The sequence below is a fragment of the Paenibacillus sp. YIM B09110 genome, assembly GCF_037167145.1.
GTDB lineage: Bacteria > Bacillota > Bacilli > Paenibacillales > Paenibacillaceae > Pristimantibacillus.
Map to the genome: position 1 here is coordinate 281,308 of NZ_JBANSP010000006.1, position 18,739 is coordinate 300,046.

17 protein-coding genes are annotated in these 18,739 nt (G+C 49.2%); 2 read left to right on the forward strand and 15 right to left on the reverse strand.

All coding sequences use genetic code 11. The features are described 5' to 3' along the window. Nucleotides 1-6 precede the first annotated feature (6 nt). The 5 genes from V8F51_RS12105 to V8F51_RS12125 all read right to left on the reverse strand — a co-directional run bounded on the left by V8F51_RS12105 (nt 7) and on the right by V8F51_RS12125 (nt 4,674). Nucleotides 7-765: an SDR family NAD(P)-dependent oxidoreductase gene (locus V8F51_RS12105; RefSeq protein ID WP_337100485.1), complete on the reverse strand. Its 759-nt coding sequence runs from the start codon at nt 763-765 to the stop codon at nt 7-9. Nucleotides 766-901: 136 nt separating this feature from the next. Further along, on the reverse strand, nt 902-1,327 hold the full coding sequence (locus tag V8F51_RS12110) for a MarR family winged helix-turn-helix transcriptional regulator (RefSeq protein ID WP_337100486.1): 426 nt from the start codon (nt 1,325-1,327) through the stop codon (nt 902-904). Between the two features lie 123 nt (nt 1,328-1,450). Next, nucleotides 1,451-1,618 carry a hypothetical protein gene (locus tag V8F51_RS12115; RefSeq protein ID WP_337100487.1) on the reverse strand — a complete coding sequence of 56 codons (168 nt, stop codon included), beginning with the start codon at nt 1,616-1,618 and terminating at the stop codon, nt 1,451-1,453. Next, nucleotides 1,619-3,358, reverse strand: a complete 1,740-nt coding sequence (locus V8F51_RS12120) for an ABC-F family ATP-binding cassette domain-containing protein (protein WP_337100488.1) — start codon at nt 3,356-3,358, stop codon at nt 1,619-1,621. A gap of 233 nt (nt 3,359-3,591) precedes the next feature. Next, nucleotides 3,592-4,674 carry an S-layer homology domain-containing protein gene (locus tag V8F51_RS12125; protein ID WP_337100489.1) on the reverse strand — a complete coding sequence of 361 codons (1,083 nt, stop codon included), beginning with the start codon at nt 4,672-4,674 and terminating at the stop codon, nt 3,592-3,594. A 1,302-nt stretch (nt 4,675-5,976) separates the two neighbouring features. Between V8F51_RS12125 and V8F51_RS12130 the strand changes: the two genes are divergently transcribed. Beyond that, nucleotides 5,977-7,992: an S-layer homology domain-containing protein gene (locus V8F51_RS12130; RefSeq protein ID WP_337100490.1), complete on the forward strand. Its 2,016-nt coding sequence runs from the start codon at nt 5,977-5,979 to the stop codon at nt 7,990-7,992. Nucleotides 7,993-8,102: 110 nt separating this feature from the next. Here V8F51_RS12130 and V8F51_RS12135 read toward each other — a convergent pair whose 3' ends face one another. Both V8F51_RS12135 and V8F51_RS12140 read right to left on the reverse strand, forming a co-directional pair. Beyond that, nucleotides 8,103-8,309 carry a hypothetical protein gene (locus tag V8F51_RS12135; protein ID WP_337100491.1) on the reverse strand — a complete coding sequence of 69 codons (207 nt, stop codon included), beginning with the start codon at nt 8,307-8,309 and terminating at the stop codon, nt 8,103-8,105. 3 nt (nt 8,310-8,312) lie between these two features. After that, nucleotides 8,313-8,756, reverse strand: a complete 444-nt coding sequence (locus tag V8F51_RS12140; RefSeq protein ID WP_337100492.1) for a hypothetical protein — start codon at nt 8,754-8,756, stop codon at nt 8,313-8,315. 10 nt (nt 8,757-8,766) lie between these two features. Between V8F51_RS12140 and V8F51_RS12145 the strand changes: the two genes are divergently transcribed. Next, nucleotides 8,767-9,042, forward strand: coding sequence for a tyrosine-type recombinase/integrase (locus V8F51_RS12145; protein WP_337100493.1), 276 nt, complete (start codon nt 8,767-8,769; stop codon nt 9,040-9,042). 467 nt (nt 9,043-9,509) lie between these two features. Here the strand turns inward: V8F51_RS12145 and V8F51_RS12150 are convergent, their stop codons facing one another. From V8F51_RS12150 to V8F51_RS12185, 8 genes are all read right to left on the reverse strand, one after another. Beyond that, a complete protein-coding gene (locus tag V8F51_RS12150) occupies nt 9,510-10,400 on the reverse strand; it encodes an AraC family transcriptional regulator (RefSeq protein WP_337100494.1) in 891 nt (296 codons plus the stop codon). Nucleotides 10,401-11,210: 810 nt separating this feature from the next. Continuing rightward, the gene (locus tag V8F51_RS12155; protein ID WP_337100495.1) at nt 11,211-12,047 is read right to left on the reverse strand and encodes a sulfurtransferase; all 837 of its coding nucleotides are present in this window, start codon (nt 12,045-12,047) and stop codon (nt 11,211-11,213) included. A gap of 167 nt (nt 12,048-12,214) precedes the next feature. Then, nucleotides 12,215-13,966 (reverse strand): allophanate hydrolase, encoded by a 1,752-nt coding sequence (gene atzF, locus V8F51_RS12160; RefSeq protein ID WP_337100496.1) that lies wholly within the window; start codon nt 13,964-13,966, stop codon nt 12,215-12,217. A gap of 17 nt (nt 13,967-13,983) precedes the next feature. Next, complete coding sequence (locus V8F51_RS12165) at nt 13,984-15,591, reverse strand: PucR family transcriptional regulator (RefSeq protein WP_337100497.1); 1,608 nt, start codon at nt 15,589-15,591, stop codon at nt 13,984-13,986. A gap of 17 nt (nt 15,592-15,608) precedes the next feature. After that, nucleotides 15,609-16,040 (reverse strand): cupin domain-containing protein, encoded by a 432-nt coding sequence (locus V8F51_RS12170; protein ID WP_337100498.1) that lies wholly within the window; start codon nt 16,038-16,040, stop codon nt 15,609-15,611. A 48-nt stretch (nt 16,041-16,088) separates the two neighbouring features. Further along, nucleotides 16,089-17,162: a ring-opening amidohydrolase gene (locus tag V8F51_RS12175; protein WP_337100499.1), complete on the reverse strand. Its 1,074-nt coding sequence runs from the start codon at nt 17,160-17,162 to the stop codon at nt 16,089-16,091. Next, nucleotides 17,159-17,911: an ABC transporter permease gene (locus V8F51_RS12180; RefSeq protein WP_337100500.1), complete on the reverse strand. Its 753-nt coding sequence runs from the start codon at nt 17,909-17,911 to the stop codon at nt 17,159-17,161. The genes V8F51_RS12175 and V8F51_RS12180 overlap by 4 nt, the downstream gene beginning before the upstream one ends. After that, complete coding sequence (locus V8F51_RS12185) at nt 17,908-18,732, reverse strand: ABC transporter ATP-binding protein (protein ID WP_337100501.1); 825 nt, start codon at nt 18,730-18,732, stop codon at nt 17,908-17,910. Before V8F51_RS12185 ends, V8F51_RS12180 begins: the two co-directional genes overlap by 4 nt. Nucleotides 18,733-18,739: the final 7 nt, after the last annotated feature.

The following is an 18,739-nucleotide window of genomic DNA, read 5'->3' on the forward strand; positions in this document are numbered from 1 at the left end:
ATGTGGTCAAATATATTGTCGACTATATACCCATAGCGCCTCAGCTTCTTGGTCTACGGGCAAAGGAACGCGGAAACGCATTGGGCGATCCTGCTTCCAATGCACCCCCGAATGCTTCTCCAAGATCAGCCGACCCAGATAAGCGCTGCCTTTGGCTATCGGCTGGCCGAACATTCGAGACAACAATCGGAACAGCAACGGTGCCTCTTGGAACAAATTCGTTCGAACCATTCCCGGATAGCAGGTATGCACGCGCAACTGCGAATATCGCTTGGCGAGCTCGGAAGCATAGAGATCGACCGCAAGCGCTGCCTTCATCGCGGATGGTAGTCCGGCTTGAGGTTCAGCCCAAGAGGTCGAAGCATTCTTGTGGACGCCATTACCTCCTACCATAACGATGCATCCGTCAGGTACGATCTTGTTCTGCTGAAGAAGCATCTCCGTTAACGCGAATTTACTCAAATAGTTTGTTGCGAAAGTCGTCTCCAACCCTTCCTTGGTCAGCCGTGCCTCTTTGTCTGTAGATATTCCTCCCGCACACAGTGCCAACGCATTAATCGGCCCTTCGAGCTGTTCGGCTAATCGACGTACATCCGACATCTTGGACAGATCTGCATAGAGGTAGCCCGCCCCCAGCTCGGCGGCAATCTTCTCTCCTTGGGTTCGATTACGACCGACGATCGTTACCTCCCAACCGTGTTCCGCGGCAAAGCGCGCCGTCCCGTAACCGATTCCGCTTGTTCCTCCTGTAATTACGATTCGCATAATGCCTCCCCCTATTAATTAGGATCCTAGCTATAAAACAAACGTTATTCATCTTCTTCCTTATACACGCACCATTGCACTCACCTCCTCTTGGATTGCTAGGATGCTAGCTATTAGTGAAGGCTAAAAGCCCTTATTAATAATATTCCTTATCCCCTAGGTTCTTGGCCACTCGTTGCAGCCACTGTCCCAGCAAATCTCTCTCGGCTTGCGTGAACCCTTTAAGCATCTCGTTCTCGAATTGCAGAATAAGATCGACCAGCTTACCGAACACCTCGTTGCCCTGCTGCGTGAGTGTCACAACGTTAGCCCTTCCGTCTGTATGACTAGGCTTACGGGAGATGTATGACCGAGCCTCCAGCTTATCTAATATTCCGGTCAAAGTCGCGGATGTAATCCCGCTATGATGCTGGAGCTTCTGCTGCTCCAACCCTCCGGATTGGGCCAAATAACCCAGGATCTCGAATTGCGAAGTCGTCAGATTGAATGTGCTTAACCGCACGTCAAGCTCTTTGCGCATAATAATATAAGTTCTTTTCAAATATAGGACGGATTGAGACATGCGTTACGGCTCCATTCTGAGATCGTGTTCATATAATTAGCATCCTAATTATATATCAGAAATTTCCAGAGTGTCAACCGACCTCGCTTCATAAGCCAGCTTAACGGCAATCGAACCGCTGGATTAACGTGCGCGCTGCAAATCGGGTGTATTCCTGGAGCTCTCCATGCGCACCGGCTCGAATAGCTCCGATGCGCTATCGCCATGTCCCCATTGTCCATAGTTTTGGCCATACGCAGTATTGCCGCCGCCAAACACCTTTACAAGGCTGTGTTCTTTGGGATTATGCAATTAAAGCAACTTAATCAGCTCTTCCAGCTCATCAACCAATACTTTTGCATGTTCAAAATCATTATCTTTTAACGCCAATTCTATTTTCATTTCAACTGATCTTTTATTTTGTTCAGCTTCTAGATAGTCCTTATCAAAATGACTAGCATAAATCATCTGCCTAAATTTTCGAATACTCATTTTCCTAATCGTCTTATCCTCAATGATTAGAACATAATCCATACCATTAACCACCGAATAGAAATCATGAGAAATCATGATAATCGCGCCTTTATAATTCTGAATAGCTTTCTCCAGTGCTAGTTGTGAATAGATGTCTAAGTGGCTTGTCGGTTCATCAAGAAGTAATACGTTTGCTTTACTGGCAGCGGCTTTAGCCAATTGAAGCATATTTTTTTCTCCACCCGATAAAGATTCTATCTTTTGATTAACGATTTCTCCTTCAAAGCCATAGCTTGAAATATACGATCTAACTTCATCATACGTTTTAAACCCAGCATCGATGAAATCTTCTAGTATTGTAATAGATTCCTTTAGCACTTCGCCTTGATTTTGAGATAAATAAGCTACTTTAGCATCAGCATTTATTTCAATTGATTCATCCTTATTTTTAAAGATATCTCGGAGTAAAGTCGTTTTCCCGGTACCGTTTGAACCAATAATGGCTACTTTATCCGTAGATTTTATCTCAAAGCTAACATTGTCTAACAGCAACTCATCAAAGGCAGCGCTATAATTATGGACATGTACAACAACGGTGTCTTCCATTTCATTATCGATTCCAAAATTAATATTCGGTTGCTTAATATCAACGAACGGCGCTTTAATTCTACGCGCTTCCAATCTTTCTTGAAACTTGACTCTGGCTTTTAACGCTTTGCCTCTAGAAGCTTCTGAATTATAAGTTGCGATAACCCTAAGATTAGCGATTATGTTCTCGTTTCTCTCCAATTCTTCATCCTCGGCGATTTTGAGTTCTTGCAACTCAACTTTAGTCTGAAGCAAGGAGAAGGTATAATCCATATACCGCCCCTCGAACTCTTGGATCTCCGTGTTTTCAAGGTGTATAATTTTGTTGAAACAATGATTCAATAGATATCGGTTATGCGTAACAACTAGCAACATGCCTTTGTGGGAATTAATCAGGTTCTTAAGCGCATTTAAGTTATCAAAGTCTAAAAATACATCCGGTTCGTCCATAATCATTAAATCTGGACTACTAAGCATTTCCTTCATCACTTGAATAAGCTTGAATTCCCCACCGCTCAGGTCGGAAACCCTAAGATCCTTAAGCTTCATCAGGTCCGCTAGATTAAGCTTCTTATTCATGTTGCTTTCAAAATCTTCCCCGCCAATTGAATCAAATGCGTCTAAAGCTAATTGATATTTTTCCAATAAGGATTCAATATCCGATGAGGTTTCCATCTCCGTACAAATAGCGGTTATTTCGTTTTGTATCTTAATAAATGGTTCCCCTATATATTCATAAACGGTTGTATCTTTCGTTCTGTCGAATTGCGGAAATTGACTTACGAGGCCAATCCTGCAAGTCGGGTCTATTTCTAACTTGCCCTCGAACAAATATCTTTCTGGATCCATTAATATATCAATTAATGTACTTTTGCCATTGCCGCTTGTTCCTATAAAAGCGCAATGTTGCGCCTCTTCAATCGTAAAAGAAATGTTTTTATATAATTCCTTTTGCGGAAACGAGAAGGATAAGTTATCAACTTTTATCATAGTATGACCTTTCTTTATAGCCAAAATAGTAACGATTATTAGACGTCTGCCAAGGGATAGATCTTGAGTCTACTGTTGATAGAGTAACACTGTTTACAACCAACTACAATCGGATTTGTATCCCATCCCTGGTTCTGTTTAGCCCCCCATCACGCACGCACTAACGAAACCTCATTGAATCCTACTTTCGGCGAAATAGAAAAGCACCCAATTGGGTGCCCATTCTATCGAACTTATTTCTTAAGAGTCATCGCTTTCAGAATGACAACAACAGCCTCAGCACGAGTAGTATTCATTTTCGCCCTAAAAGCACCATCCTCATAACCGTTAATTAACCCGTTTTCGGCTGCAGCAGCTATCCCTTCCGTTGCCCAACTGGAAACAGCCGAAGCGTCCACAAAGCTGACGGACTTACTCGAAACATTCAACCTCAATGCGCGAACTACAATCACTGCCATTTGCTCACGAGTGATTAGATCGTTCGGACGGAAGGCATGATCTTCAAACCCGGTAACGATCCCCAAAGCCGCGGCCGTACCGATCGAATCCTTAGCCCAATGATCGGTTGTATCGTCATAGGCGCTGCTATCCGGCGCTGTCAACCCGAGAGCCTTTACCAGAATGGAGACGAACTCAGCTCTTGTAATCGAGTAATTCGGTTTAAAGGTCAGGTCAGGATACCCGTCGATTGCTCCTGTTTGAACTAAATCTCGAATACCGGCTTCCGCCCAGTGGCCCTTGATATCGGTCAAGGACGGTGAAGGGGTCTGAACTCGTTCCGAAACGAGCACGGCGAACTTTCCGAAATGGGTGACAGAACCGGATACGGTGCCGCTCGCTTGATCTACCTTCGCATTGTCCAGTATCACCCATTTGTTTGTTTGTTCATTCAGCCAGTAGACTGCTGCTTGACTCTTGTCGAAAGCAAGTCCAATCGTAACGGGCTTTAAGAATTCTCCATCGCTGTTTTTCTTTACTTCGTAAACATCCCCAAGCCATTGAAGGGAAACATCTTTAGGCAATTTTGAGATATCGGCCACTTTATCCACGGTTACTTGAATGGTTTTGTCCGTAGCCCCTTCCGGAATTGAGAACGTAACGTCGCCAAGAGTGAACTCGGCACTGGAGAACGCGTTAATCGTAAAACGATCGGACAGTGCGCTGCCTCCGCCGCTGCCAGCAGCAGAAGGCGTGTCCGGCGTAGTCGTAACAGGCGTATAGACCACAAATTTCGTGAAATGTTTCGTCCAAATGACAATGTCTCTGCCAACGGTAATTTTCGCTTCTCCTCCGGCTGCTATTTCACTGTCTGCCACAGCTTGGGTGTCAGCCGAGGCCTTTCGATCAGTGCTTTTCGCGCAGGGGGAATAAGAAATTTTGTGCTTCTAATCATGATTGATTCCTCCGTAAGCTGATTAATCCATTTATATATTCGGTATTCGATTTATTTTGACAATTATCCTTTTTATTCTCTAAATAATGACTCAACCTCAGTATCAGTGTTTGACATGCGATGAACGGACACCATGTACTTCTGTCAAAAGAGTTGACACTGTAAATTGGTCAATTCGTAAAATTAATATGACTGTAATATAGTGCCAAACAGCTCAGTCACGCGGAGCGTGTAGACATCAGCAAAGCTTTTCAGCCCTTCCCTCCCTTCTGCCAGCTTCTTGTTAGACGACCGAACAGCTAAAAAAGATACAACCTTTTTCCATAAATTTTATCATAAGTAGCGTAAGTAACATGCTCGACTAGCACAACGTGGCGTTGGTTTTTCTCCATAAAAAAATACAGAGCGACGGCGACAAACTAACCTTGCTCTGCTTCAATAGATATACTGTTTTATTTCATTTGAAGACCGTGCGATATTGCTTAATCTACTAAATAATATCAATATACTCATTTCAAAATCCCCCGTGACATTGTCATGTATGTCTGGTCTTCTCGTTCACATCCACCCTGTTTCTGAAACAAGCCGAGTTGAATTCCAACTAAGGCCCAAAGATGCAGGTTGGACATTTAATCCCTATCCGAAGGATTCTCTTGCGCTACTTCGGCGCGAATCGAGTTTCGCCTTTTTTCGTGTTGACTCCAAATAAAAAAACACAACGCCCAAGGCACAAGCCCCATATGGCGATGTATTCAAGATCCGCATAATGTATTACCGCTTAAGCCTTCTCTTCGTCACCAGTCGCCACCGGATTGCTAGAGTCGCTAATCCAATCACTCCAGCTTTCGGATTATCTTCAAAAGCCACTTAAATGTATCCGGGATGGCGGAGCAACTTCATCAATCGGTATAAGTGTTTAAGATTTAATTAGGATAGTAGATGTTGATTATACTTACAACAAATGGTATTGTTTGCTTTGTAAAACTAGTACTTAATGTACTTAATTCAGTAGAGGAGATGAGAAATAGTGATCAGACGAAGTATTTCCTTGGTAATGGCACTCTTGATTCTTGTAACAATGATTCCTACTGTTGCATTTGGAGCCTCTCTGGAAAATTGGACAAACCGTGGTTCGGGGGGAGCTTTTAGTGGGGTCGCTTATGGAAATGGCAAGCATGTAGCAGTGGGGTATGGTGGAAATATCTGGACCTCGTCTAATGAGGGAGTGTCTTGGACATCAAAAACGTCGAACACAACGGAGTTTCTGAATGGAGTTGCTTACGGCAATAGTACGTTTGTAGCGGTTGGGCAACGAGCCGGAGGCGTTGGCAATGGAACGATCGTGACCTCCGGTGACGGCGGCGATACCTGGGTAGCCGGATCGATCGGCGAACCGACAAATGTCTATGACGTCGTATACGGCCATAATAAGTTTGTGGCGGTGGGCGCTGGTGGGAAAATATGGGAATCCACCGATAACGGCGTATCGTGGACTACAATTGTAGTCGGGCCCACATTCGATTCGCTTATGAATATCACCTATGGTAAAATCGGCGCCGATGAAACGTATGTGGCGGTGGGATATAACGGAGTGATATTGACCTCGACTAACGATGGAGTTACTTGGTCAAGCCAAACAATAGCAAGCCTCATACCTCTTAGGGGCGTAACCAATAATGGCACAACCTTTGTGGCAGTGGGTGATAATGGTACGATATTGACCTCTACTGACCAGGGGTCGACCTGGACGGACCGAACGTCGGGCGCCATGAGTGAAAATTTACGAGGTGTCACTTTCGGTGGAAGCGAATTTGTGGCAGTGGGTGATAATGGTACGATATTGACCTCTCCCGACGGGACGACTTGGACGAGCCGCGATTCGGGATCTCCGGGAATTATCCTTTCCGGTGTCGTTTACGGTAGCAGTGACTATGTGGTTGCGGGAGACGGCGCCGTTCTTTTGCAGAACTATGACCCCAGATCCGTTACCTATGACGACAATGGCAGTTCCGGAGGAACCACACCTACGGATAGCACTCCGTATGTACCTTACACGACGGTAATGGTGTTAGGGAATGGAACATTGGTGAAAACGAACTATACGTTTGTGGGTTGGAACACAGCGGCGGACGGAAGTGGAACGAGCTATTCCCCAAGCGGTATGCTCACCATTACAACGGATATGACGTTGTTTGCGCAGTGGAGGCACGAAGTAATTTATGATGGCAACGGCAATTCAGGCGGAACCCCTCCTTTGGATGTTACTCCATATCAGGATAATGATCTGGTGACGGTGCAGGGAAATGTGGGCGGTTTAGTAAAAACAGGTTTTAGGTTTACGGGTTGGAACACGGCGGCAAACGGGAGCGGAACAAGCTATTCCCTAAGCGATACGTTCACCATTACATCGAATGTGACGCTATACGCGCAGTACGTTCCGGTGCCGGTGCCGCCAGTAGTTACTCCGCCTGCCCCGACATATACATTAACCTATAACGGTAACGGCAACACGGGAGGAATCGTACCTACGGATAACAAGTCTTACGTGCAAAACGAATCGATAACGTTATTAGGCAACACGGGAAGCTTGGAGAAAACGGACTACGCGTTTGCAGGCTGGAACACAGCTGCTGATGGAAGCGGGAAAGAGTATACAGCAAATGCTGCGTTTACCATGGGATCAGCGAATGTGACGCTGTACGCGCAGTGGATCATAGTACCTTATACGGATATATCCGGACATTGGGCAGAGTCCAACATTATTGCGATGAGTAGAAGTATAGTGAGAGGATATCCGGATAACACGTTTAGACCGGATAATACCGTAACACGAGCAGAGTTCGCGGTAATGCTGATCAAGGCGCTGAAACCGGAAGGAATCGGGGCGGCACTAACTTTCACCGATGCGGCGCAGATCGGTAGCTGGGCGGAGAAAGAAGTTTCGCTAGCGGTAAAGTTAGGCATTATTAAAGGCTATACTGACGGCTCTTTCCGTCCAGATAAGGAGATTTCACGCGCTGAGATGGCGGCGATAATTGCAAGGGCGCTAAAGTTGACACTCGACGAGACTGCGATAACAGGGTTCACGGACGACAAGGATCTTCCAAAATGGGCGAAAAGTAGCATTGTTGCTGTGAATAAAGCAGGCATCATGCAAGGACGAGGCAGTAACAAATTTGCCCCAGCCCATGCAACAAGAGCCGAGGCAGTCACGGTTCTAATGAACATGCTGGCAAGATAGAGCGAGTAGAGCAATAAACGGAGGATTATCCTGCGGGCGGTTGTACAAACTGTCTGCGGGGTAATCCTTGTTTTATTGCAAATCACTAGCGTTGCATAAAATTACTGTGATTAAAAAGCCGGAAAATTAAGAATTTCCAGCATAATCCATACATTAACCGCCTCTGCGTAGTATGCTGTATCTGGCACATCCGCAAAACGTTGCTGGCTCATGGTTTGGGCAGAAGTAGCAGATCCCGCTTGGCTTACCTTTTTACGCCGTTTACGCTGAAATGCCTCCCTGCCTTGCCGGAAAAGCCGCGCCATGAGCGTAAACAAGCATTAGTCCTTCCCCGGTGTATACGGATGGTATTTTTGCCCCGACTCATGGCAGTTTTCTTCCACATCCAAAGCAATGGCCTGCACGACCTCAGCAACCTTGTCTGCTTGTGACGACGAATCTTTCATAAAAAATGCAAGATATTTTACCAAATCATCAAGATTAACCTTATAACCAAACAGCGCCAATGCGTTTTCCAAACTCCAAAGCAATACTGACGCTTTGTAGCTTGTACGTTCGTACACCTCCATGTTCACCTTTGGTCGATAAGACACAAATTTGGCATCCACAGCCTTTACTTCATCAAGAATCTCTGATTCTGGTTTGGTGGTCAAGTAATCAAGCCATCTTGTTCGAAGCTGTCCGCCGTTTTCTATGGCTCGGCGAACAAGTGACTTAACTTGCTCGCTTGCGCAGGACAAACTTTCTGCTGGAGCAAAATTCAACGATCATGGGTTGGTCACACAAACCAAGTTCGGCTGCCCTGTAAGCCCCTACTACTTTGAATCCCGTTGGCTAGATATGCTTCGCAAGTCTGGACTTCCGAAGATCAGGTTTCATGACCTCAGACACACGCACGCCAGCTTATTGCTACAGCAGAACGTACACCCTAAGCTAGTTAGTGAGCGGCTCGGCCATTCAAGCATCGGCATTACTTTGGATAGGTACAGCCATACTTACGGTGTAGACTATAAAGCGGCGATGGAAATGGATGAAGTGTTGCGGCAATAAAACAAAAGGCAAGTGCTACCTTTTGATAGCACTTGCCCATCTTAAAGTATCTTTTATATCAGTAGACCATCAAAACACATGTGGCAGCAATAAGCCGAAGGAAATGCCAATAAAAGGCCAAGTGAAGCGAGGTAGCACAACTAAACTAAACTATCGTTTTCGTTACTTCAACGAGACTGTCGACACGAATCGGCAGTCTCGTCCTTGATTCATATTAAACTAACATTCTTCGTTAGTTCAATCACTTAGGGTATTTCTGAATGATTATTGATTATCTCATTTGAATGTGAAGCACTATAACTACCTAATGCCCGGGCATGAATATGATGATGAAATCTCTGGTTTCCAAACCCCCATGCTAGAGACCATCCATCACTTCCATCTTTGTCGTAATACAACACAACTTTGTTGCGTTATAAAACCCAAAAAGAGAGCTGTCGCGAAACAGCCCTCCATTGCCCTGCCCATTACGCGTCCCATTCGCTCGCTCGCTTCTTTACCGGGATCCAGATCTCGCTACGAAACGCCGGCGAGCTCGTGTCCTTGCTCACGTTCCGCAGTATCTCCGGCCCCGGCGCCAGCTCGTATCCGGTCGTCGGGAACCACTCGGAATAGATACGCCCCCATACCGATTGCAGCGCCTCGGGGAACGGACCGACCGCTTCAAACAACGCCCACCTCGTCGCCGCCACCTCCAGCGCGGCGAACCGCTCCGGGCAGGCATTCGTCGTTGCGGCGCCGATATAATAGTCGAACTCGCCTTGCTCCTCCATGCGTCCCTCGGAGAAGTTCGCCGACGCGCTGACGAGTCCCGCTGGCTCGACGTCGGACAGCCGTTCCAAGCGTACGAACTCCTCCTCGTCCAGCGAATTCCACATCGCCGCGATGTACGGGTTCACGCCATGGAACACGATCGGCACCCGCTTGCTGTAGCCAACGATGCGGAACGCTTCCTTGTCCACGATCCGATAGTTCATCTCGCTTCCTCCCTGTATTGAAAATCGGAAGGTCATCGGCGGATAAGCTTTCAGCATCGCTCCCGGCCTCCTGGCTTCGGAAGGCGTAGCGTCGTGCAACTGCTGGAATGCCCGCGCAAACGCGTCCGGCGACGAATAGCCATACTTCAGGGCGATGTCGATCACCTTTGCGTTGCTTTGCCGCAGCTCTGCCGCAGCGCGCGTCAGCCTTCTGCGCCGGACGTACTCGGACAGTGGAATGCCAGCCAGGAACGAGAACATCCGGGTGAAGTGATACTCCGAGCAAAGCGCGATCCGCGCCGCCTCGGTCATGTCGATGTCGTCCGCGATCCGCGCTTCGATGTATGCCAGCGCGGCGTTCATGTGCTTCAACGAATCCATATTTGCTTCAGACCTCCTCTCGTGAACATAATAACAGGAAGCGCGAAGACGTATCCGACTTTCATTGCACCCTTATGCAGGGCTGGTCTTGTGTCACCCGCTTCGGCACGTCAGGCTCAGGTCATCGGAGAGAAAGTGAACCGCTTGGATGGTACAAGGTGGGACTACGTTCAGAGAGCTTTATATAAAGACCAGGTTCAAAGCGGTATAGCAATCCCCCCCCAGAATACTAATCAACAATTTAATTAATCAACAAAGCCATCAAAGCAACATCAATGAGTTATGCGCTTGCAGGTAGAACATGGGAATTAAGTATCGTGACCGTTAGCGTTGCGATGATTTACTAAATAATTGGTCTATACCTTGTCCGCTTGGATTTCCATATTTATAATTATTATATATGCACTGGTTCGTTGTCGCCATCCTTTGGCGGCTATTTTGAACTTATTTGAGAGGAGTGATTCCTATGACAACAGTAACAGCCACTCGCGAACGGCTGTCTTCTGCTGCGATCACTTTTAATTTTAGAATGGTGACTCGGCATGATCAATTTTATGTAGAAACATGCACTCAAGGGCCGGAAGTCTCTTTAAGAACGAAAATTACTGGCCTTCTTCATTCACATACTTGGCGCTGAATGATGTTTTCAGCCATATAAGTGGACGCTCGGTGCGGGGGTTCCTGAAAATGTTTACAGAGAGCAAGTGTTGACTCCCTGTTGACTTCGTATCCCTGAGCACAACGCAAAGAAGTACATCGCCACATGAACGATGTACTCCAGATCACATACTGATATGTCGATTACTCCTTCTACTCGTCCCCCATCGCAACAGGGTTGTCCGCATATGAAATCCAATCGCTCCAGCTCCCCGCATACAGCCGCACCTTGTTAAAGCCAGCCTCTTGCAGGGCGATAACATTAGGTGTCGCGGTTACGCCCGAGCCGCAGTAGACGATAAACTCGCGGTCGCGGTCCAGATCGGCGAAGCGGTCGGCTTGCGCCGCAGCGTCCTTCCAAGCGCCGGACTCAGCAAGGCCGTCCTTCCAGAAGCGGTTGATCGCTCCGGGAATGTGACCGGCGACACGGTCGATCGGCTCGACTTCGCCGCGGTAGCGCGGAGCTTCCCGGGAGTCGACGAGCGTCACTCCTTCGCTGCCGAGCAAATCCCTTACTTCATCCATCTCAACCAGCATACTGTGCTGTACCGTTGCGATATAAGTCGCAGGCTGCGCCTCTGTCTGTTCAGACGATACCGGCAGACCCTGATTCACCCAAGCCGAGAAGCCTCTGTCCAGCACATAGACCTGTTCATGACCGAGATACTTCAGAAGCCACCATAAGCGGGAAGCCATTGCTCCGCCTTGATCGTCATAAGCGACCACAACCGATTCGTTGCTTATGCCAGCCTTGCCGAAAGTAACCGTCATTGCGAATATATCCGGCAACGGATGGCGTCCCCCAACTTCTTCAACCTCCCCGGACAGATCCTTCTCCAGGTTCATATAGACAGCTCCCGGAATATGCGACTCCTCATAAGCTTTGCTTCCTGCCGTGGGATCGTCCAATCGGAAACGGCAATCTGCAATAACGAGATTCGTATCCCCCATCTTCTCCTGCAGCCATTCCAACGATACGATATTATTCATTTTGCTTCTCCTCTTTCGTTCAAAAATTTCACCTATATCTATAGTATAGTTTACGGATTCAATCTTCAATGGAACGATTCCTCCTCCTATCATCCCACATCTTGGATTGAACGACAAAGAACCCGAAGCGTCAACGCGCTTCGGACTCGATGTTTTCAAGGCCCGGCTTACACAATATGCCGCCAACCGCCGTAAGCGGAGATGTCTTCGGCATCCTGCTCGGCATAGCCTTCGCATATAAAACCGGGAATTTGCGTCCCATCCGCAAGCTCAACTTTCCCTATTCCGAGAGGCGCTGGTATTAGTGCCGCGAACGCACCGAAAGCTGCGGCCGGCATCTCCCACACTTCCAATTGGAAGGCTTGTCCGCCCTCCTGCCGTTTAATCAAGCCGGGCTTAGGCGGCGCGGTCGCCAATTTCACCATTGCATACTTGGCAGCCGTTGCGGCTTCGCGTACAAACCGGGCACCATGCTCTTGCATCTGCTTCTCCAGCGGAAATCCCCGCATATGCAAGCCGCATACCGCAACGGGAATCATATCCTTCGCCGGACTGCTCACGGGCATTATCCGTCCATGAATAATCATCTCCGCCGTACCTGTAACAAGAGCTTCCTCCTCGGCCAGCGCGAACAGCGTAATCCCGAACGGCAGCGCCGGAGCAGCTTCTCCCGCAGGGATGGCTGCGGCGCATAGATCAAGCAAATTGCAATGGTTCGTATATCGCCCCATATTGGAATTCGTGCCGATCGGGTCCAATCTTACCTGCTCGCGCAAATACGTACCACCACACGTCGGCATAATCATCACGGCGTTGTCCAGCAGCTTCTTTGCAGCGAGCTTATACCGCTGCAGCTCATGCATTGCTGTAAACACGGAAGCGGCAGTCTGCTTATCCGATGCCCCGGAGCGCAGGATTTGCTCCGTCGTTCCGAACACCGCTTCCGGATTGGCCTCCACAAACTCGCTCAAGCTTGCCCAACGCTCCGACACCCACGGCCCGTCGTACAGCAACGCCGCCGTCCGGCCGAATAATTCATAATCGATATAAGCTATCGGCAGATCAAGCTTCGTAATGCGATCGACCGCGGCATCCCATGCATCGCTATATTCAGCCGCATAAGGTCCGTAGAACTGCGGCGGGTCGACCGGCAAATAAACCTTACTCGGCAGTCTGGACGCCGATCGCTCCACGCTGCGAGACCAAGGATCGGATGCATCCAAGCCTCGTGCATACGTATCAACCTTAAGTGCATCCTCCAGCGAATGGGCAAACACATTCACGCAATCGAGGCTGGCGCATGCCGGGACGACGCCTTTGGTCGGCCAAGCCCCCAGGCTCGGCTTATAACCGACCAGATTGTTCAGTGCAGCGGGAACACGTCCGGATCCCGCCGTATCCGTGCCGAAAGAAAAGGCGGCATGGCCGCGCGCGACCGCGACAGCCGAGCCCGAGCTCGAACCGCCGCTAATCAGCTCGGGACGCAAAGCGTTATGCGCTTCTCCGTATGGGCTTCGAACGCCTACAAGACCCGTGGCGAACTGGTCCAAATTGGTTTTGCCCAGCGGAATCGCCCCTGCGTCGATCATTCGCCGTACGACTGTCGCGTGCTCGGTCGGCTCATAGGAATAGGCAGGGCAGGCCGCCGTCGTTGCGACTTGAGCCACATCGATATTATCCTTAATCGCAAACGGAATGCCCCATAAAGGCAGACCTCGAGATTCCGTTCCTTCCAAACGTGCTAGATACGGCTCCAACGCTTCGATAGTAGGAGGCGTGATCCAAATATTCATAGCCGAATCCGCTTGGACACGGTTTATAATCTCTTGGATGACTTCCCTAGGCGTAACCGCTCGACTCGCATATAGCTCCTGAAGCACACCGATCGTCAGCTCGAATGGAATTGTCGGATTGCTCATCGTTTCACTCTCCCCCGTCATTTGGGCCTCATCTCGTTAAGCTTGACGGCCAAATACAACTGAAATAGATCATCGCCGTCATCGATGTTAATGCCCAATATTTCGCATACCCGGTCGACTCTATAAGAAACGGTATTGTAATGCGTAATAAGCTCCGCGGCCGTTTTCTTCAGATTGCGGTTATATTTGAAATACACCTTGATCGTTTCGTAAAATTGCGAATTATGCTTCTGGTCGTATTCGAGCAACGGTACGATATACTGATCGCGGAAGCTCATGACCTCCTCCGTGTCCGGGAGATGATACAGCAGCTGATAAACGCCAAGCCCTTTGTAGTCAATATAAGGCTCGTCATAGTTGCAAATAGCGCTAATATGGTTAATTTTCTTGGCATCATCGTAGCTTTCCCATACCCGGTCCGGACGATTGACCGTCTTGCCGACGCATAGCGAGAAGCCCTGCGAGCCGAATTGGGATCGCAGCTCTTCCGCAATTCGGTCAAGCGTCGTTCGCTGCGGGGTTTGCGTAGAACCTGGAATGAGGATGACTAGCTCCCCTTCCAACAGAGTAGCCTGCAAGCCCTCGCACGGCGACTTGGTTCGAAGACGTCTGACGGCCTGCAGCAGTTGCTTAGCAGGAGGCTTCCCGACTATCCAGCGAACAAGCCCCACGTACATATTCTGATAATCGTCCAGCGAACTGCCCGACGCTTCCGCCCTTATTCTCAAATCCTCCATGGTCACGATTCTTCCGGAAATCCAATCTTGGAGAAACTGATCGATATATTTCAATTCGACCTCTCGTCTAGCGTTCGCGTTGATCATCTCCAGCCCAACGAGAATGCCCACACGGTCGATCGTCAACTGATCGACCACGGAATGCTCCTGATTCCACTCTAATAGAATCAGCAAACATTTCTCGTGCCGCTTATCGTTGACTTCAGATACATATACGCGAATACGTCGATCGCCTATCGAGATGAAGCTGACTCCGAGATTCGATTCAAGCCGCAGTCGAGACCACAACGCGGTATCCTTAGCCTGCTCCAATCGCTCTGCTTGAGGAGACAGAAACAGCTGATCCGAATCGTCGAGAAGAACAATCGGATTATTAAGCATGCCGTCCAGCGTCTGCATAAACTCCTCGATTCCTTTACCATAAAGGAGCTGTTGGGACAGCTTCTGGAATCGGCTTTGCAGGAGCGACAACTCCCTCGCCTCCGTAACGAGCACCCGCTCCATAATGTCCCGAACAACATCCGAGAAAACCGTCGAAGCCGGGAGCTCGAACACGGGAAAGTCGAGCTGGTTCGCAAGCTCAAGCGCCCGCGGCGGTATTTGCTCGATGAACCGCTTTGTTTTGATGCCGAGAGCCGCAACGCCTTTCTCAGCCAACTGCGGAATAATATCGGCGATTACCTCCGGCTGATCGCGGAAAGGGAATCCGCTCGTGATAAGAAATTCCCCTGGTCGAACCCAATCAATAACATCCGGCACTTCCATCACGTTCACCCGGTTAATGCTCCGATGCATGCCTCCGGTTCCGGCCAATACAACCGCTTCCTTGAAACCGGGCATTAACAAAATGTCCCCGCATGTAATACCCGCTTGATTGTTATTCGCCATGGCTGATCCCCGCAATCTTATTTCTTAATGGAATAGACGTCTTCCACGAGAGTCGTGTTAAAGAAAGAGTTAGCCGGCACATCCTGCTCAACAGGCAGGAACACGCTGATCTGCTCCGTCGGCTGATCATCGTCATTCGCTACGGAATGAACGACTCCCGCAGGTACGTGGAACGTATCTCCGGCTTTGTAGCTTTTCCATTCTCCATTGCATAGGAGCTTAACTTTGCCGACCGTAATATATATAATCTCAGCGACGTCATGATAATGGGGCAGCACTTGCCCGCCGACGCCGATTTTTTCCCATAGAATCGAGCTTGAACGAATGCCCAGCTTGTCGGCCTGAGCGGCAGAAACGATTTCGCGGTGATAAAGATGGATATGATCCGGCATAAGCCCCCACGCCATCTCTTCTCCCACCATTACCTCTGTCTTGTTAGCGTTGATCATATTGTTAATCTCCTGTCTTTATTTGTTTATTTGATTTATAAAAAGAGGTTAAGCCTTGCGGCGAAAGACGACCGCCACCGGTCCGCCGCCTGCCGGTCCTTGGTGCTCTGCGCCGCCGGATACATAAATCATCGGATCGCCGCACACGGAAGCAAGAACGCCTCCAACGACCGCGCGGGCATGGCGCGTATGATTAATATCGGAGTCGTCGAGCATCGTATGCCTTTGTCCCCGCACGTAACCCGTCGGATCGGCTTCGGCCTTCGCAAGCACTTGCACCAGCTCCGCATTCGGGTATTTGTCCAATATCCGCTTCAATGCCGCGGCGTCTATCGCATCTTTCATTACATCATGATCGATAAAGTACGGCCCTTCCGCAAAGACGGAATTGCCGAACACGATAACCTCGCAGTACTGCAGCTCGCTTCCCGCAGACGTGGAAGCAACATCGCTGTATAAGCCCCACGAATGGCAAATGTCCGATTCCTGCAGCTGCTCGCGGTCGATTTCCCCCAGTGCCACTGCAGCTCCGAGCGCCGAGGCGCCTCTGGAGAAGCCCATTGATTTGTACGTATCTTCCGTGACGATGCCCATGCCTCTAAGATGCGCATCCTGAATCTGCTCCGCCGTCAGCAGCGGACATTTAATTTGCACGAAATGAACGTCGGCCGGACTGCCGATGCCTGCCTCGCCGATCGCGCGGCGGACAGCTTCCGCGACTTGATCGACCTGTGTCATGCGCCCGAGCTCTTCGGGCTTGAAGTCAGGCGTTCTCGCAACGCCGATCGCTAGCGATTTCTGCGCCTGTTGAACCGAATCCTTATCGACCACTCCGCTGCGGCTGATAACTGAGAAGTGAGGACTCAAGATGCCCTCGGTTCCCCCCGACATGACGAACGAGATGGACTTCGCCTTCTCGCCGCTATAGTCGGCGAACAGATTTTTCAAAGCAAGAACGGCAAACCCGCGCGTAAAGTCGTTCACGCAGCCGTTCCCTTCCGTCTTGCCGAGCACGGCGACGACATCATTCGGATTGATCGTTGAATCCTCAAAGCGCTGTTTCAATGTATGGGTATCGTTCGGCGAACGAGCTGGAACTTTAACAACCGAGCATATCATCATATTTCATCCGTCCTTTGCCAAAATACGACTTTCTTCTCCAGCCAGCTGATGCCCCAGAAGAGCACCAATCCGCATAATGCCGAAGCGATAATTGCCGAGAACATCATCGGCGTGTCCATATGATAGGAAGATACGAGCACGACATAGCCAAGCCCCTTGTTCGCCCCGACGAATTCTCCGACGATAGCGCCGACAATGGCGAGCGACGTCGATATTTTCAATGCCGAGAACACGTAAGGCAAGCTCGTCGGAAGTCGAAGCTTCCAGAATATTTCTAGCTTCGTGCCTTTGTAGGTCGAGAACAGCTCCCACGCTTCATGCTCGATGGCCTTTAAGCCTTTAACGCTGTTAACGAGAATCGGGAAGAAGCAAATGAGCATAGACGCGACAATCTTGGAAGAATAGCCAGTTCCCATCCAAACTACCAGCAACGGCGCTAAAGCTACGAGCGGGGTCGTCTTGAGCGCAATCGCCAGCGGGAATACGCCCTTCTCGATCGGCTTGGAGTGTACGAAAATAACGGCTGTTATCATCCCCAAAATGTTGGCAAGCACAAAGCCGATCAAAGCTTCCATTAGCGTAACGAACATATGTGACGCCAAGGAGCCGTCGATTACCGTTAGAACGGCCGATGGCGCAGGAAGCAAATAAAGCGGAATATCGAACAGACGCACCGCTAATTCCCATATCAAAATAAAGCCTAATGCAAAAGAAACAGGGTACATGATCTCTTTTATTTTTTTCATCATAGATGCTTGACCCTCTTTCTTAATTCGCTGACCGTATGATGATACTCAGGAAGCTCTTCCATGCCTACCTCTCTATGCGAAGGCAGCGGAACAGGAATAATCGCATCGACTCCGGCAGGTCTAGGCGACATCATGACCACGCGATTGGACATAATAACGGACTCTTGAATGGAATGGGTAACCATGACGACCGTGCTGAGGCTCGTATCCGGGCTTTCCCACAAGCGGAGCAGCTCGAAATTCAGCTTCTCCCTCGTGAATTCGTCAAGCGCTCCGAACGGCTCATCCATCAGCAGTACCGCCGGGTCTGCGGCAAGCGCTCGCGCGATCGCGATCCGCTGCTGCATCCCGCCGCTTAGCTGATGCGGGAAGTGATTGACGAAGTCTTGCAAGCCGACTAATCGCAGCGCGCCCTCCGCCTTTTCCCTCGCGACGCTCTTGGAGAAACGCTTCTCTCCGATCGTGAGCGGCAAGACGATGTTCTGGATCGCCGTCAACCACGGCATAAGAACCGGCTTCTGGAATACCATCCCAATGGATAGATCGTTCGATGCGAAGCTGACCTCCCCTCCGGCATTCGGCTGGAGGAGATTCAGCATGAGCCGCAACAGCGTTGATTTTCCGCAACCGCTCGGACCAAGGATGGAAACAAACTCGTTTTTATAAATGTCCAAGGATACGTTGTTCAGCACCTGAACATCTCCAAACGAAAGGGAACAGTTTTTCAAAGTAACCGCGATTTCGTTCCTCGAAGAAGCTGATGTTTGTCCGTCATTCAGGTGTGCTGCACGATTCCCCAATTCACTTAATGTCGCTTGCATTCGAATC

Bases quoted from the DNA above. Each gene is read 5' to 3' on its own strand.
- V8F51_RS12105 (WP_337100485.1), bottom strand. From the start codon at position 765: ATGCGAATCGTAATTACAGGAGGAACAAGCGGAATCGGTTACGGGACG.
- V8F51_RS12110 (WP_337100486.1), bottom strand. From the start codon at position 1,327: ATGTCTCAATCCGTCCTATATTTGAAAAGAACTTATATTATTATGCGC.
- V8F51_RS12120 (WP_337100488.1), bottom strand. From the start codon at position 3,358: ATGATAAAAGTTGATAACTTATCCTTCTCGTTTCCGCAAAAGGAATTA.
- V8F51_RS12150 (WP_337100494.1), bottom strand. From the start codon at position 10,400: ATGGATTCGTTGAAGCACATGAACGCCGCGCTGGCATACATCGAAGCG.
- V8F51_RS12155 (WP_337100495.1), bottom strand. From the start codon at position 12,047: ATGAATAATATCGTATCGTTGGAATGGCTGCAGGAGAAGATGGGGGAT.
- atzF (WP_337100496.1), bottom strand. From the start codon at position 13,966: ATGAGCAATCCGACAATTCCATTCGAGCTGACGATCGGTGTGCTTCAG.
- V8F51_RS12165 (WP_337100497.1), bottom strand. From the start codon at position 15,591: ATGGCGAATAACAATCAAGCGGGTATTACATGCGGGGACATTTTGTTA.
- V8F51_RS12170 (WP_337100498.1), bottom strand. From the start codon at position 16,040: ATGATCAACGCTAACAAGACAGAGGTAATGGTGGGAGAAGAGATGGCG.
- V8F51_RS12175 (WP_337100499.1), bottom strand. From the start codon at position 17,162: ATGATGATATGCTCGGTTGTTAAAGTTCCAGCTCGTTCGCCGAACGAT.
- V8F51_RS12180 (WP_337100500.1), bottom strand. From the start codon at position 17,911: ATGATGAAAAAAATAAAAGAGATCATGTACCCTGTTTCTTTTGCATTA.
- V8F51_RS12185 (WP_337100501.1), bottom strand. From the start codon at position 18,732: ATGCAAGCGACATTAAGTGAATTGGGGAATCGTGCAGCACACCTGAAT.